Here is a 13,110-nt window from a genome sequence, read left to right on the forward strand (position 1 = left end):
TCATTCCCCCTCAACCTGGCGACGATCCTGGACGATTCGGAATCGTCCGGAGATGAAGGACTCGTCCGTGAGGGTCGCGTTGCCCGCCGGATTGAGACCGGTGACGTGGTAGTCGCTGTAGGCGGCCGCGAACTGCATGGGCATCGAGGACACCAGATTCGCCGACAGGGAGGCCCCGGCATCGGCGTACGCGTCGGCGACCTCGTCGACGACGGCGTCGTCGGTGCAGTAGAGGTACGAACTGATCGCGCCATGGCTGCGGACGCTCGCTGTCGCGTGCTCCACCGCCGAGGCGGTGTCGGCGGCGTCGACGAGGAACGCGACCGGGCCGAACTGTTCGCCGTCGGGAAGCGTCTCGCCCCGACGCGGGTCGACCCGGATCACCAGCGGAGTCACCGCTCGGGCCTGGGGGTAGTCCGGATGGGCGTACGGCACCGGCCTGCGGAGCAGAGTCCCGTCGACCTCGGCCGCGTCGGCCAGGGCGGTGACCGAGTGCAGTGTCGCCTCGGACTGCAGTGCGCCACAGACAGCTCCGGCGCGGCGAGGTGCGCCGGCGAGGTCGTCGATTGCCGACAGGAGGGCGGCGATGACGTCATCTCGTGCGATCACGCCGTCGTCCGTGCGCACGCCCGCGTCTGGAATGTAGATGTTCTGCGGAGTGGTGCACATCTGGCCGCTGAAGAGCGAGAGACCGCCGGCGAGCGTGCGCATCGCCTCCGACAGGTCGGACACGGAATCGAGGACGACGGTGTTGACGCCCGCGGTCTCGGTGAATACCAGGGTGTTCGGGACGTTGCGTTCCAGCCACGACCCGAACGTGGGGCTGCCGGTGAAGTCGACGATCCGCACCTCGGGACTGGTGGCCAGCTTCGCCGCGACCGGGGCAGCCGCGGTGTCGACGACGAGCTGAACGGCATCGACGGGCAGTTGCGCTTCGGCCAGGACCTCGCGCATCACGCCCACCGCGAGCGCGGTCGCAAGCACCGAGCGAGGGTGCGGCTTGACCAGGACCGGATTTCCCGTCGCGAGGTTGGCGAGGATCGCCGGATAGGCGTTCCAGGCAGGGAACGACGCGCAGGCGACGACGAGTGCGGTGCCGAGCGGGCGCGTGCGAAACCGCTTCCGCAGCGTCACATTCGATTTGCCGAATCTCTGTTGCCACGTGACATTTTCGGGAACTCGGGCCATGGCCGACCAGGCCATGGCGACCGCCTCCAGACCGCGGTCGAGCGCATTGGTCCCGCTACCGCTGCAGGCCATGTTGAGGCTCTGCCCGGTGGTGTGCGAGGTGACCGCCGCAAATTCCTGGCCGCGGTGGTGAATACGGTGCAGCGCCTCGAGACACACGCCGACCCGCAGTTCGACAGCCGCGTCGCGGAGGGCGGCGGCGGTGGCGGCCGCCCCCTCGAGCGCTTCGTCCACGGACGGCGCGCCGTAGCTGACGTTGAGCGCCTTCCCGGTGTACGGCGATACCTCGTCGGCGGTGATCACCGAGTTGGTGGGGGACGACAGCGCCAGGGTAGCGCCGTCATAGGCGCCGACGAGGGCATCGGACTGCGCGGCGTCGGGAGGGGCGATGGGCGCATAGCCGGTCCACGCGGTGCGGGTGCGGTTGGCCTCTGCCGCGGCCTGCAGCAGTTCGAGGTGGGTTTCGAAGAACATGGACGCTCGTTCCTGTGTCAACAGAGTTGTGGCGAGATCAGTCAGTCATCGGGATGGGATGTTCGGACGCGGGCGGGCGTCCGCTTTGACCGAAGTAACTACTGTTATTGAAGTGAACCAGGGCACAGAGTGGGTTGTCAACGGTCGACGACGTCGGACCGCTCGAGGGTGAGCGTGCTTCGGCTAGCTCGGAAGCTGAGTGCCGAACGGGAAGGGCTCGAAGCGCACGGAGGTGCGTTCCAGCCTGGTCTCACATCCGCGGCAGCGCAGCGCGGGGAGCAGCCAGGACCCACAGTCGGGGTGGCGGAGTTTCGGACCGAGCGGGAGCTCGTCGGGATGCGCGACCTGCGTCCACGACAGCAGGAAGGCGAAGATCGGGAAGAGTCCCCGGCCGCGCGGGGTCATCACGTAGTCGCGCCCGCCACCGTGTTCGCTCCGGGTGAGTATCTGCACCTCCGACAGCCGCCCCAGCCGCTCGGTGAGCGTCGTCGGCGAGATGCTCAGGATCGACTGGAACTCACCGAAGCGGCGAACTCCCGACAACGCCAAGCCCGTCACCATAGCGCTCCAACGGTCGCCGATCGCCTCCATGACCTCGGTGAACTGCAGGTCGACTCGGCTCACCGACGGGGCATTGCGTGTCGATCGCCTTCGTCCGCTCCGTGCGACGAGAACCAGCGATTCGCGGTCCAGTTCGAGCTGCGCATCGCGGGTGCCGACAGCGCCGTTACAGTGCCTGCACATCATCGACGGTGGTCCCCGATGGCCGCAGTCGATGTGCACCAGCTCGGGTTGCAGGAGCCCCTCCGGGGACCATTCGCGCTGCCAGGCCCAGACGCTGGCCAGGATCTCCCAGGTCGCCAGGCCGAGTTCGGTGAGCAGGTAGTCGTGGCGGTCGGCGCTGTTCGGCTGCGGCCGGCGCTCCATCAGGCCAGCCTCCACCAGCGCATTCAGTCGTGCCGTCAGCATGGCCGGCGGCGCGCCGGTTCGCTCGATCCACTGGCTGAAGCGACGCACATGATCGACGAAGGCCTCACGAAGGATGGCGAGGGTCAGCCGGTCGCCGAGCAGGTCGATCGTCTGGGCAACCGGGCTCGCAGGTGCGGCGGTGCCGGATTCTGCCACGTCACCCACCTCCCCGTACTGCCTGCCACGATCGCGTCCTACGGATCGTCCGTCAGGCTTCCAACACAATAGCGATGCCCTGCCCCACGCCGATGCATGCAGCCGCGACCCCGATGCCTCCGCCGCGCCGGCGCAGATGGCGCAGGCAATCGACCACCATCCGCGCAGCCGAGGCGCCGAGCGGATGACCCAGGGCGATGGCGCCGCCGAAGGGGTTGACCCGATCGGCCGGGATACCGGGTAGTTCCCGCAGGCAGGACAGGACCATCGCGGCGAACGCCTCGTTGAGCTCGAGTACTCGTACGTCGGCGAGCCCGAGACCCGCACGGCTGAGCGCCTTCGAGATGGCGGCCACGGGCGCCAGCGCGAATCTGTCGGGCTCGGTGCCGACCACAGCCGAAGCCAGCACCCGGCCGAGCGGTTCGACACCGAGATCATCCGCAACGGCCCCGGTGCCCACCAGCGCCGCGACCGCTCCATCGCTGATCGGAGACGAGTTTCCGGCAGTGACGCTGCCGCCGCTGGAGAAGGCCGGGCGCAGGGCTGCCAGTGTCGTCGAGTCGGTCTCTCGGATCGATTCGTCGCGGCCGAGGTTCGGGTGCGACGCGACGAAACTGTCGTGCACGCCGTCCTCCCAAGCCTGACCGGCCAGTTCATGGGACCGCAGGGCCCATTCATCCTGCTCGGCCCGCCCGACGCCCAGTTGCTCCGCCACCCGTTCCGCCGATCTGCCGAGCGTCTCGACCCAGGCAGCCGGGAATCGGGGGTTCGGCATTCGCCACCCGACAGTGGTGGGGATCAGCTCCATCGACCGAGGAAACGCGGAGTCCACCGGCGGAAGCACATACGGAGCGCGGCTCATACTCTCGGAGCCTCCGGCTATCGCGATCTCGGCGTCACCGACCGCAACGCGCCTGACCGCGGACAACACCGCCTCGGCGCCGGAGCCACACAGTCGGTTGACCGAGACGCCCGGAATCGTGTGCGGGAGCCCCGCGAGCAGCACCGCCATCCGGGCCACATTGCGGTTGTCCTCGCCCGCGCCGTTGGCGTTTCCCCAGACAACGTCGTCGATGCGGCCGGGATCGAGAGTGGGATGCCTGCGCACCAGCTCAGCGATGGGAAGAGCGGCCAGGTCGTCGGCCCGGATGTGAGAGAGCGCCCCTCGGGCCGCACCGAACGGGGTCCGGACCGCATCGATCACCCACGGGGTGTGTCGGTCAGTCGGGGAAAGGCGTTGGATCATGGGGACTCCTCCTGGGTGGTCGGGGCGCGGCCCTTGCGGAATTACGTCCGCCGTTGTCTACTTCAATAACTGTAGCGAATGGAGGGCGTCCGATGTCCATAGCCGACGTGGTTCGAACCGCAGCCGATCGGTACGGGCCCGCGATCGCGATCGAGGACAGCTGCGAGTCTCGAACGTTCACCGAACTGTCCGATCGGGCACACGCGCTCGCCGGGAGCCTGCACGGTCTCGGCATCGCGGCGGGGAGCCGGGTCGTGGTCCTGCTCGGCAACTCCGCCGCCGCAGTCGAGGTCGATCTCGCACTGGCGATCGGCGGGTTCGTCCGGGTTTCACTGAATCCACGTGTGGGTCAGATCGATTGGGAGCGCGTCGTCCGCGACTGTGAACCAGACGCGCTGATCGTCGACCCACGGATAGACGGCGCGGCCGAGTTCGCCGCCCGAACGACCACCTCGACCGTGATCACCGTCGACGGAGCTTCGCCGGCAGGGCCATCGCTCGACGAGTTGGCGGCCGGTGTCGCGGGCCGCGCCCCGCTACCCACACCCGAGCCGAACTCGCTGTGCGCGCTGCACTATTCGTCCGGGACCACCGGGATTCCGAAGGGGGCCCAGCGGACCCACGCGAACCGGTTGGCCTCGCTGGGCGCGATGCGCGACCACGTGCTCGCCGGCACCCTCGACGGAGCCGAGCCGGCGGTCTTCCTGCACGCGGGCCCCGTCATTCACACCAGCGGCTTGTTCGTGCTGCCCTTCCTCGAGGCCGGCGGGCGACAGGTGCTGCTCGATCACGTCGGCCCGGCGGATCTGATCGACGCCGTCGAGGCCCACTCCGCGACACACACCGCGCTGGTGCCCACAGTCATCGCCCGACTGCTGGACTTCGACGACGATCGGCTGTCGGTGATGCGTCGGCGCATGCGCATGCTCGCGTATGCGGGTGCCCCGATGCCGGTCGAGCACATCCGGCAGGCATACCACCGCATCACGCCGAATCTTGTGCAGTACTACGGAATGGTCGAGGCGATCCCACCCCTCACTGTGCTGACCGCAGCGGACCATCGACGTGGGGTGCTCGAGAATGCCGACCTGCTCGGCTCGGTGGGACGGGCCTGTCCGGGGGCGGAGATCACGTTCCGCGCTCCCGATGACACCGACACCGACGGGGAAGTCGGCGAGCTGGTCGTCGCAGGCGCCGCGGTCAGCCCCGGCTATCACAATGCGGGCACGCGAAAGGATTTGGGCAAGAGCCACATCGACGGCTGCCTGCACTCGGGCGACCTCGGCTACCGCGACCCGGACGGTTACATCCATCTGACCGGCCGTAGCAAGGACATGATCATCACCGGCGGATACAACGTCTATCCCCGCGAGGTGGAAGAGGCGATCTCCGCAATCCCCGGCGTCGGCGATGTCGTCGTCGTCGGACTGCCGGACGAGGTGTGGGGGCAACGCATTGTCGCCGCGTACACGTCGGTGGCTGGGGAGAGCGTCGATGGCGGCGCCGTGCTGGCGGAAAGCCGCAGGAGTCTGCCCGACTACAAACGCCCCAAAGCCGCGCACCGTGTCGACCGGCTCCCGTTGACCGCGCTCGGCAAGGTTGATCGGGCCGCGGCCACTGAGTTGCTCGACGCTCTCGTCCGCGCCGCATCATGAACTCGCGCAGCCACGTACACCGAACGATTTCGATAGAGGACACCATGAACGACTCGTTCCTGACCACCCTTCGCCTGCCCGTCGTCGCGGCACCGATGTTCCTGGTATCCGGCCCGGAACTCGTCACCGCCGCCTGCACGGCCGGCGTCGTCGGCTCCTTCCCGACCCAGAACTGCCGCACCACAGCGGATCTCGACACCTGGATGGGATCGATCACCGATCAGCTCCACGCGGCAGACACCACCGCAGGCCCGGTCGCCCCGTGGGCGGCAAACGTGATCACGCACAGCAGCAATGCCCGACTCGCGGACGACCTGCGTCTCATCGCCGAGTACAAGCCGCAGATCGTCATCACCGCCTTGGGGTCCCCGAAACCCGTGATGGACATCGTCAAGGGCTACGGCGGCGCGGTGATCGCCGATGTCGTGAACCTGCGCCTCGCGCACAAGGCAGCAGACGCGGGCGTGGACGGCATGGCCTGCGTGTCGGCGGGTGCAGGCGGACACACGGGCCACCTGTCGCCCTTTGCGTTCACGTCCGCCGTCCGCGAGTTCTTCGACGGGATGATCATCATCGGCGGCGGCATCAGCGACGGTCACGGTGTCGCGGGGGCGATCACCGCAGGCGCCGACCTGGTCTACATGGGCACCCGGTTCCTGGCAGCCGCGGAGAGCATGGCCGTGGACGGCTACAAGCAGATGGTCGTCGACCACGGACCCGACGACCTCGTGATCAGCTCCGCGATCACGGGCACCCCGGCCTCCTGGCTCAAGCCCAGCCTCGTCGCCTGCGGACTCGATCCCGACAATCTGACGCGTCCGGCCGGGGAGAAGAACTACACCGCGGGCGCGGAATCGATGAAGCGCTGGAAGGATGTCTGGGCCGCCGGCCAGGGCCTCGCTCCCATCCGTGCGATCGAACCGGTGAGCACGATCATCGAGACGATCGAGACGGAGTACGTTGCGGCGCTGCAACGGGCGGGTCAGTTGATCACGACCGCCGGGCGCTGAGTCGAGAGATGGGTTGCGTGGGCGATCTCGCGCAACTGGAATTCGCTGGTCTCCGGAGTCGGCGTCGAGCTGACCGAAGGGAAAGCTGCTCCTCGAACTCGTACGAACATGCCTCTGGACAAGTTGTACGCCTGGAGTTCGGAGCATCTTTCTTCGTTCATGACACGGGGTTTCGCTCAATCAGTGTGCCAACGCGAGGCTAGACTGCCGAATGTGTACGACGCTCGACCCAGGCTCGAGGTCGCGGACATATGCCATGCGGCCAACATATTTCGTAGGGGGAATGTTGACATCCGTAGACCAGATTCCGGGTATGGCCGACGAAGACGCGCTGCTCAACTGGCTAGCGACCATGCGCGCCGAGCACCCGGTGTGGCAGGACCAGTACGGCGTCTGGCACGTCTTCCGGCACGCCGACGTCCGGCAGGTACTACACGACACCGGGACGTTCTCCTCCGACCCGAACCGTGTCATCGAAGGCGCGAACCCTACGCCGGGGATGATCCACGAGATCGATCCGCCGGAGCACCGCGCTCTGCGCAAGGTGGTCAGCAGCGCCTTCACCCCGCGCACCATTTCCGATCTCGAACCGCGTATCCGTGAGGTGACGCGGTCGCTGCTGGCCGACGCGGGTGACCGCTTCGACCTGGTCGACGCGCTCGCCTTCCCGCTGCCGGTGACGATCATCGCTGAGCTCCTCGGGTTGCCGCGGATGGACCACGAGCGGTTCGGGGACTGGTCCGGAGCCCTCGTCGACATCCAGATGGACGACCCGACCGACCCGGCTCTTGTCGAGCGCATCATGGAGATCCTGAACCCGCTCACGTCCTATCTGCAGGACCGCTGCCGGGAACGTCGTGTCGAGCCGGGCAACGACCTGTGCTCGCGGCTGGTGCTGGCCGAGGTGGACGGCCGCGCCCTGGACGACGAAGAGGCGGGCAACTTCTCGACCGCGCTGCTGCTGGCCGGCCACATCACCACGACAGTCCTGCTCGGCAATGTCGTCCGTACCCTCGATGAGCACCCGGCCTACTGGGACATCGCCGCCGAGGATCCGGAACACATTCCCTCGATCATCGAAGAGGTGCTGCGCTACCGCCCGCCGTTCCCGCAGATGCAGCGCACTACTACCAAAGCTGCCGAGATCGGCGGCGTGGCCATCCCGGCCGATGTCATGGTCAACTGTTGGGTGGTCTCGGCCAACCGCGACTCCGAAGCGCATGAGGAGCCCGACAGGTTCGACCCATCGCGCAAGATCGGTGGCGCCGCACAACTGTCATTCGGACACGGTGTGCACTTCTGCCTCGGTGCACCGCTTGCACGCCTGGAGAGCCAGATCGCGCTCCAAGAGATCATTGCCCGATACGGCAGGCTGGTTGTCGACCGTGACGACGACCGCCTGCGCCACTTCGACCAGATCGTGCTCGGGACCCGTCACCTACCGGTCCGTGCGCCGTCTGCGGCGACGCAGTCCGCGTAGTCGGGCAGCATCCCGAGCCGCCGGACCGGCCAGCCGCTCCCACCGTGGGATGATGGTTCGAGTGTGAGCCGGACCTCGAGGATGTGTGTCTGCAATCGACGCTGGTGACCATCGCGAGCACGTCCGCTCAGGAAGGCGTTCGGTCAAGGGGGCGACGGGCTGTGGGTTTTGGCCGTGAATTGGATGCCGGCGGCAGCCCTTCGGATCCCGCTACGCTCAGGCTGACCGGCGAATTCGAGCTTGTTGTAGCGGGACGGTCGTTGGCCATCCCGCATGCGGCCGAGCGGGTCCTGGCCTACCTGGCGTTGGCCGGCCGCTCGGTGGCACGCCCCCGCATCGCGGGAAGTCTCTGGCCTACAAGTTCCGCTCAGCGAGCGGCGAAGAGCCTGCGAAACGTGCTGTGGCGCCTGCACGGTGATGGTCTGAATTTGGTGATGGCCCAATATGATCGACTGTCGCTGAATCCCGAAGTGCGCACCGATTTCTCGGAACTCGAAACCCTCGCCTATCGGCTGATCGAGGAGCCGAAACCAGAGACGCTGGCACGGCTACCGCTCCTGATCGCGAGGGCCGAGCTGCTCCCCGACTGGGGCGACGAATGGCTCGTAAGCGACCGGGAGCGCTACAGGCTGACACGATTGCAAGCCCTCGAAAGCGCCGCGCACGCCCTGGTGTCGACCCGCAAGCTACGACAGGCGCTGATGGCCGCCAGCGCCGCGATTGAGGCAGACCCGCTGCGGGAGAGCCCGCGGCGCGCGGCGGTGCAGGTACAGATCGCCCAAGGCAATGTCACGGAGGCTATTCGTGAATACTGCGAATACCGCGCATTGCTCCGAGATACGTTCGGGCTCGTCCCGACCAGAGCCTTGAATGATCTCCTGAAACCATGGTGGAACCCAGAAGAGACCTTGCCGTGACGGCTGGAGGTCGCCTTTTCGGGCAACCGCGGAATGCGGACACCGCCTGACCACCGGGACGTGTGGATGACGTCGAAGCGACGCGAGCGGGACGGGCGGGTGCCGCCGCGCGCTCATACTCGCAGCACAGGCACTCGCGCCTGTGTCGATCGCAAGGGAGGACCCGATGATCACACCCACCACCGCTCTGGCGCCCGGGCTGACTCTCGACGAGATGCGTGCGGCCGCCCCCATTCCGGCCACAGTGACGATGCCGCCAGACATGGCCGCGCTGATCAAGCCGGACAGCGGAATCTACATCCGATCGAACTACACCCCGGAAACAGCGTTCCAGGTCGGTGACTCACCCGGAGCAACCGCTGAGTGGCGAGTCCTCGAGTCGGACGGTCAGATCAGGTCCACCCTTCCGGGACTCGCGCAGACCGAACTCGAGTTCGACCCTGATGCAGCATCGCTGGACGAAGACGCCGACATCGAGGGGTATCGCCCGCCGTGGGTCGAGCAGCGATACCTTCCCGAACTCGCGCCGTACCCGCTTACCGCCCAGCAGTCCGGCCTCGCCAAGAATCGGATGTTCCTGGAGCCCTTCGCCTCCGAGGCGGAGCGGTTCCCGTACCCGTGGCGCACGATCGGCAAGGTGTACACCCCGACAGGAGGCGGGACCGGGTTCCTGGTCGGCCCGAACCTCGTCCTGACGGCCGGACATGTCATGCCATGGGACCAAGCTAACTGGTGGGTGCAGTTTATCCCCGCGTATCGCTTTGGCGACCCGAACCAGACACCATTCGGCTGGTCGTACGTGTCCGAGTTTCGCGGATATCGACCCCAGGGCGGCGAGGTCTTCGGCTACGACTACGCCGTGTGCAGGCTGTTCCAACCGCTCGGAAACTCACTCGGATGGATGGGCACGCGCAGCGCGGGGGACAGTGACATCGAGAGTCGTGCTTACACATCGTCCGGCTACCCGGATACCTTCGGAGGCCGTCCTGCCGTCAACTTCGCTCTTGGCATCCGTGATATCGACAATGACAGCCCCGGCAGAGAGTACGAGACGGTGCACCATGTCTCGGATGGATGGTCGGGCGGGCCACTCTGGTACTTCGCGGGCACCGATCCGTACGCCATTGGCGTCACGAGCGGGCATGAGAAGGACGAACTCGATCCGAGACGGGATGTGTACGCGGGCTACCGGGCAATGACCGACCTCGTCAGATTCGGCTTGGACAATTGGCGACCCTGATGTCGACATGCTCCGCGCTCATGGCCCACCGGCTGCAGGCACGGGAATGGATACGGCCCGGGGACATCCCCGCCACTTTGTTGTCAGGCCACAGCTGGCACAACCGGTTTCGGCTCGAGAACTCGGTCTTTGCGTGGCCGACCACGCTTGTTGCGGTGGCGGTTTGCCGGTCGACGGTCAAGAAGTCGCGGCGATTTGTTCGCGCAGGATGTCACCTTGGCCCGCGTGCCGGGCGTACTCCTGGATCAAATGCGTGAATATGAACCGCAGAGTGACGTCGCCTTTGTGCCAGGAGATGGTCTCGGCCAAATCAGGGTGGTCCGCGGCGACTGTTCTGGAGCGTGCGCACGCAGCAGTGAAGGCAGCCGACACACTCTCGATGGAATCACTGTCGGTCAGACGGAAGCTCTCATCGATGTCATCTGGGATGTCGACCTCGCTCCGGGGTCGCCCGGCAATGCGGTGGTGGAACCACACCTTTTCGACGAAAATGCCGTGCTTGACCAACCCGAGAAGAGTGGTGAGCGACGGTACCAGCCGCTGACGCACATTCGCCTCGCTCATCCCGTCGACCAAGTGCAGAAGTTCAGCACGTTGGACGTCGAGCATTCGCTCGAGCATGGCGCGATCCTCGGTCGTCGTCCTTATCGTGTGGTCGTAGAGTGCCATGCGCGAACGGTAGTCGATGCCGAGGGCAGACCGTGCAGCGATTCCGTCAATGTCTTGCTCCACATCGGCGGGCAGCCTGCAATCGCGGCAACAGGCAGATTCAATTGCCTTCCAGCCCTGTACCTACACTCACGACAGTTCACCGCGGACAGACGTGCGACGCGCGGTTCATGAACGCCGCCAGGCGGATCGGCGTACCGCAGCGCGGGCATGGCTCGCCAGTGCGGCCATGAGCATCCAGCAACCCTGCTGGACAAAGAGCACTCCGCTACGTCGCGCTCTCCGGCGCACGAGGGGGCCGCCGAACTAGCGGATCGCCCGGCACACCGCAGTCCTGGCGAATCACTGCGACGTCGATCAGCCCGTTTCCCATGGTTCGCTCACTCCCCCGAGAGCGACACATCGTCAAGCTGTGTGATCATCGTTCCGTCAACGCGCGGGTGCAGACCGACTCGAGTGCGGTCACCGCGGCTCGCCGATCCACATGCTCCGGATCGAGGCGGTGTTGGATATTGATACCTAGAGTTGCGCCCAACAGCGCCACAGCCACCGCGTCAGGATCGGTGACTGGCGCCGAAACCGAACGCAAATATTCGGCGTAGGAGCGGCGCAGGATTCGATACTGCTCAGCGTATGCGGCGCGAACCGGGGAATCCTCGCCCACAGCTTCGAGGAGGATCGTCGCGAAGATCCGCGCGTTAGGCTGTGACATCACAGCGAAGTTCGCTTCGATGAGTGCCTCGACGCCTTGCTCCGGTGCGGCCGCAAGGTGGTCTCGCAGGTGGCTCATCGCTTTTTGGAACGATTCTTCGACCACGGCGCGCACAAGTCCGTCCTTCGATCCGAAGTGCCACGCGACCGAGCCACGGCTGATGCCCGACAGTTCGGCGACGGCCTGGATGGACATGGCTCTCGCCCCTCGTTCGGCCGCGAGCTCGGTGGCGGCGGCGATGAGTCGCCGACGTGTTTCCTCGGAAATCTCCTGCTTGCGCGTCGATGCCATCGTCTTTTCTGCCTCGTTCTCGATCGCTGGGAGCGTGCATTGGATTGAGCCTGTGCGCGTGGCGGAGCTCCCGACCGGCACGGATATCTATGTTATCGATCCAATGATCGGCTAGCCGTCCTGGTCGCCGTCGCGCATGTCGAGACTTCTGGTCGGTTCACCGCAAAAGGACCGTTCGAGCATTGAGGTTCCGGAATTCTCCTGGCACCAGACCTTGCCTATGCCGGTCGTCCAGTTCTATGCTGACCGTCCAATAACTAGTTGGAAGGTGTGAGTGATCATGCAATTGATCGACTTGACGCGGACGTTGGACCCGGCGGACCGCGATCTGCTGCCGGAGCAGCTACGACCGTTGGCCGCGGTCGTCGCACCTACGGTGAACTACGCACATCCGGCCGGGACGGGCCGGGACGAGTTCGCGGCGGCGATGCGATGCTCGGTCGAGGATCTACCCGAAGGTGAGGGGTGGGGCTCGGAGATGCTGACTGATTTCAACACGCATCTCGGTACCCACGTCGACGCGCCGCTGCACTATGGATCAACGTGTGAAGGCAAGCCTTCCCGCACGATCACCGATATCTCCCTCGATGAGCTGTGGTGCGAGGCAATCGTTCTCGACCTTCGAGATCGCTGCGCAGCGAACACCGCCATCTCGGTCGACGCGCTCGAAGCTGCACTGGCGGAGAACGGGGCCCAGATCCCGGCCGGTGGCGCAGTCCTGCTGCGCACCGGGCAGGAGCGATTCACACTGGCCGACCCGGAGTTCTTCCAGTACCCGGGAATGAGCCGCGAGGGCACCCTGTTTCTCGCCGAGCGCGGCGCCAAGGTTCTCGGGACCGACGCAGCCGGCTGGGACCTGAGCTTCGCGGTGATGGCGCGCAAGTTCGCGGAAACCGGCGACAGCTCGGTGTTGTGGGACGGCCACCGGGCCGGTCGCGAGCGCGAGGTCTTCATCGTCCAGCAGATGACGAATCTCGCCGCGCTGCCACCGTCCGGGTTCCGGGTGGCGTTCTTCCCCATCAAGATCGCCCGCGCCAGCGCCGCACCCGCTCGTGTCGTCGCGTTCGTGTGAGGCCCAGCACCGTAGCTCGGAAGACGAAAGG

The 13,110-nt window shown here is 66.2% G+C and carries 12 protein-coding genes and 1 pseudogene; 7 read left to right on the forward strand and 6 right to left on the reverse strand.

Annotation, left to right across the window (positions count from 1 at the left end; translation table 11 throughout):
• The 3 genes from ERC79_RS10610 to ERC79_RS10620 form a co-directional block, all read right to left on the reverse strand.
• Window positions 1-1,662: an aldehyde dehydrogenase family protein gene (locus tag ERC79_RS10610; RefSeq protein ID WP_131577998.1), complete on the reverse strand. Its 1,662-nt coding sequence runs from the start codon at window positions 1,660-1,662 to the stop codon at window positions 1-3.
• A gap of 183 nt (window positions 1,663-1,845) precedes the next feature.
• Window positions 1,846-2,787, reverse strand: coding sequence for a helix-turn-helix domain-containing protein (locus ERC79_RS10615; RefSeq protein WP_131577999.1), 942 nt, complete (start codon window positions 2,785-2,787; stop codon window positions 1,846-1,848).
• A 52-nt stretch (window positions 2,788-2,839) separates the two neighbouring features.
• On the reverse strand, window positions 2,840-4,033 hold the full coding sequence (locus ERC79_RS10620; RefSeq protein ID WP_131578001.1) for a thiolase family protein: 1,194 nt from the start codon (window positions 4,031-4,033) through the stop codon (window positions 2,840-2,842).
• 92 nt (window positions 4,034-4,125) lie between these two features.
• On the opposite strand from ERC79_RS10620, the gene ERC79_RS10625 reads away from it, so the two are divergent.
• The 5 genes from ERC79_RS10625 (at window position 4,126) to ERC79_RS10645 (ending at window position 10,335) form a co-directional block, all read left to right on the forward strand.
• Window positions 4,126-5,688: an AMP-binding protein gene (locus ERC79_RS10625; RefSeq protein WP_131578003.1), complete on the forward strand. Its 1,563-nt coding sequence runs from the start codon at window positions 4,126-4,128 to the stop codon at window positions 5,686-5,688.
• Window positions 5,689-5,732: 44 nt separating this feature from the next.
• Window positions 5,733-6,698 (forward strand): nitronate monooxygenase, encoded by a 966-nt coding sequence (locus tag ERC79_RS10630; RefSeq protein WP_131578005.1) that lies wholly within the window; start codon window positions 5,733-5,735, stop codon window positions 6,696-6,698.
• A 313-nt stretch (window positions 6,699-7,011) separates the two neighbouring features.
• The gene (locus tag ERC79_RS10635; RefSeq protein WP_207390462.1) at window positions 7,012-8,178 is read left to right on the forward strand and encodes a cytochrome P450; all 1,167 of its coding nucleotides are present in this window, start codon (window positions 7,012-7,014) and stop codon (window positions 8,176-8,178) included.
• Between the two features lie 104 nt (window positions 8,179-8,282).
• A complete protein-coding gene (locus ERC79_RS10640) occupies window positions 8,283-9,095 on the forward strand; it encodes a BTAD domain-containing putative transcriptional regulator (RefSeq protein ID WP_131578007.1) in 813 nt (270 codons plus the stop codon).
• Between the two features lie 166 nt (window positions 9,096-9,261).
• On the forward strand, window positions 9,262-10,335 hold the full coding sequence (locus tag ERC79_RS10645; protein ID WP_131578009.1) for a trypsin-like serine protease: 1,074 nt from the start codon (window positions 9,262-9,264) through the stop codon (window positions 10,333-10,335).
• 177 nt (window positions 10,336-10,512) lie between these two features.
• On the opposite strand, the gene ERC79_RS10650 is transcribed toward ERC79_RS10645, so the two are convergent.
• The 3 genes and pseudogenes from ERC79_RS10650 to ERC79_RS10660 all read right to left on the reverse strand — a co-directional run bounded on the left by ERC79_RS10650 (window position 10,513) and on the right by ERC79_RS10660 (window position 11,830).
• The gene (locus ERC79_RS10650) at window positions 10,513-11,004 is read right to left on the reverse strand and encodes a DinB family protein (protein ID WP_131578011.1); all 492 of its coding nucleotides are present in this window, start codon (window positions 11,002-11,004) and stop codon (window positions 10,513-10,515) included.
• Between the two features lie 139 nt (window positions 11,005-11,143).
• Window positions 11,144-11,245 (reverse strand): annotated as a pseudogene (locus ERC79_RS10655) (zinc finger domain-containing protein); the annotation flags it as partial.
• Between the two features lie 177 nt (window positions 11,246-11,422).
• On the reverse strand, window positions 11,423-11,830 hold the full coding sequence (locus tag ERC79_RS10660; RefSeq protein WP_242676807.1) for a TetR family transcriptional regulator C-terminal domain-containing protein: 408 nt from the start codon (window positions 11,828-11,830) through the stop codon (window positions 11,423-11,425).
• A 46-nt stretch (window positions 11,831-11,876) separates the two neighbouring features.
• Between ERC79_RS10660 and ERC79_RS23415 the strand changes: the two genes are divergently transcribed.
• Both ERC79_RS23415 and ERC79_RS10665 read left to right on the forward strand, forming a co-directional pair.
• On the forward strand, window positions 11,877-12,122 hold the full coding sequence (locus tag ERC79_RS23415) for a hypothetical protein (protein ID WP_242676808.1): 246 nt from the start codon (window positions 11,877-11,879) through the stop codon (window positions 12,120-12,122).
• 165 nt (window positions 12,123-12,287) lie between these two features.
• A complete protein-coding gene (locus ERC79_RS10665) occupies window positions 12,288-13,079 on the forward strand; it encodes a cyclase family protein (protein ID WP_131578017.1) in 792 nt (263 codons plus the stop codon).
• The last annotated feature ends 31 nt before the right edge of the window (window positions 13,080-13,110 follow it).

Origin of the sequence: Rhodococcus sp. ABRD24 (assembly GCF_004328705.1) — a bacterium.
In the GTDB taxonomy this organism is placed as follows: domain Bacteria; phylum Actinomycetota; class Actinomycetes; order Mycobacteriales; family Mycobacteriaceae; genus Prescottella.

What these genes read in the sequence shown, in the direction of transcription:
- ERC79_RS10610 (WP_131577998.1), bottom strand. Translation starts at nt 1,662, where the DNA reads ATGTTCTTCGAAACCCACCTCGAACTGCTGCAGGCCGCGGCAGAGGCC.
- ERC79_RS10620 (WP_131578001.1), bottom strand. Translation starts at nt 4,033, where the DNA reads ATGATCCAACGCCTTTCCCCGACTGACCGACACACCCCGTGGGTGATC.
- ERC79_RS10625 (WP_131578003.1), top strand. Translation starts at nt 4,126, where the DNA reads ATGTCCATAGCCGACGTGGTTCGAACCGCAGCCGATCGGTACGGGCCC.
- ERC79_RS10630 (WP_131578005.1), top strand. Translation starts at nt 5,733, where the DNA reads ATGAACGACTCGTTCCTGACCACCCTTCGCCTGCCCGTCGTCGCGGCA.
- ERC79_RS10635 (WP_207390462.1), top strand. Translation starts at nt 7,012, where the DNA reads ATGGCCGACGAAGACGCGCTGCTCAACTGGCTAGCGACCATGCGCGCC.
- ERC79_RS10645 (WP_131578009.1), top strand. Translation starts at nt 9,262, where the DNA reads ATGATCACACCCACCACCGCTCTGGCGCCCGGGCTGACTCTCGACGAG.
- ERC79_RS10650 (WP_131578011.1), bottom strand. Translation starts at nt 11,004, where the DNA reads ATGGCACTCTACGACCACACGATAAGGACGACGACCGAGGATCGCGCC.
- ERC79_RS23415 (WP_242676808.1), top strand. Translation starts at nt 11,877, where the DNA reads ATGCCCGACAGTTCGGCGACGGCCTGGATGGACATGGCTCTCGCCCCT.
- ERC79_RS10665 (WP_131578017.1), top strand. Translation starts at nt 12,288, where the DNA reads ATGCAATTGATCGACTTGACGCGGACGTTGGACCCGGCGGACCGCGAT.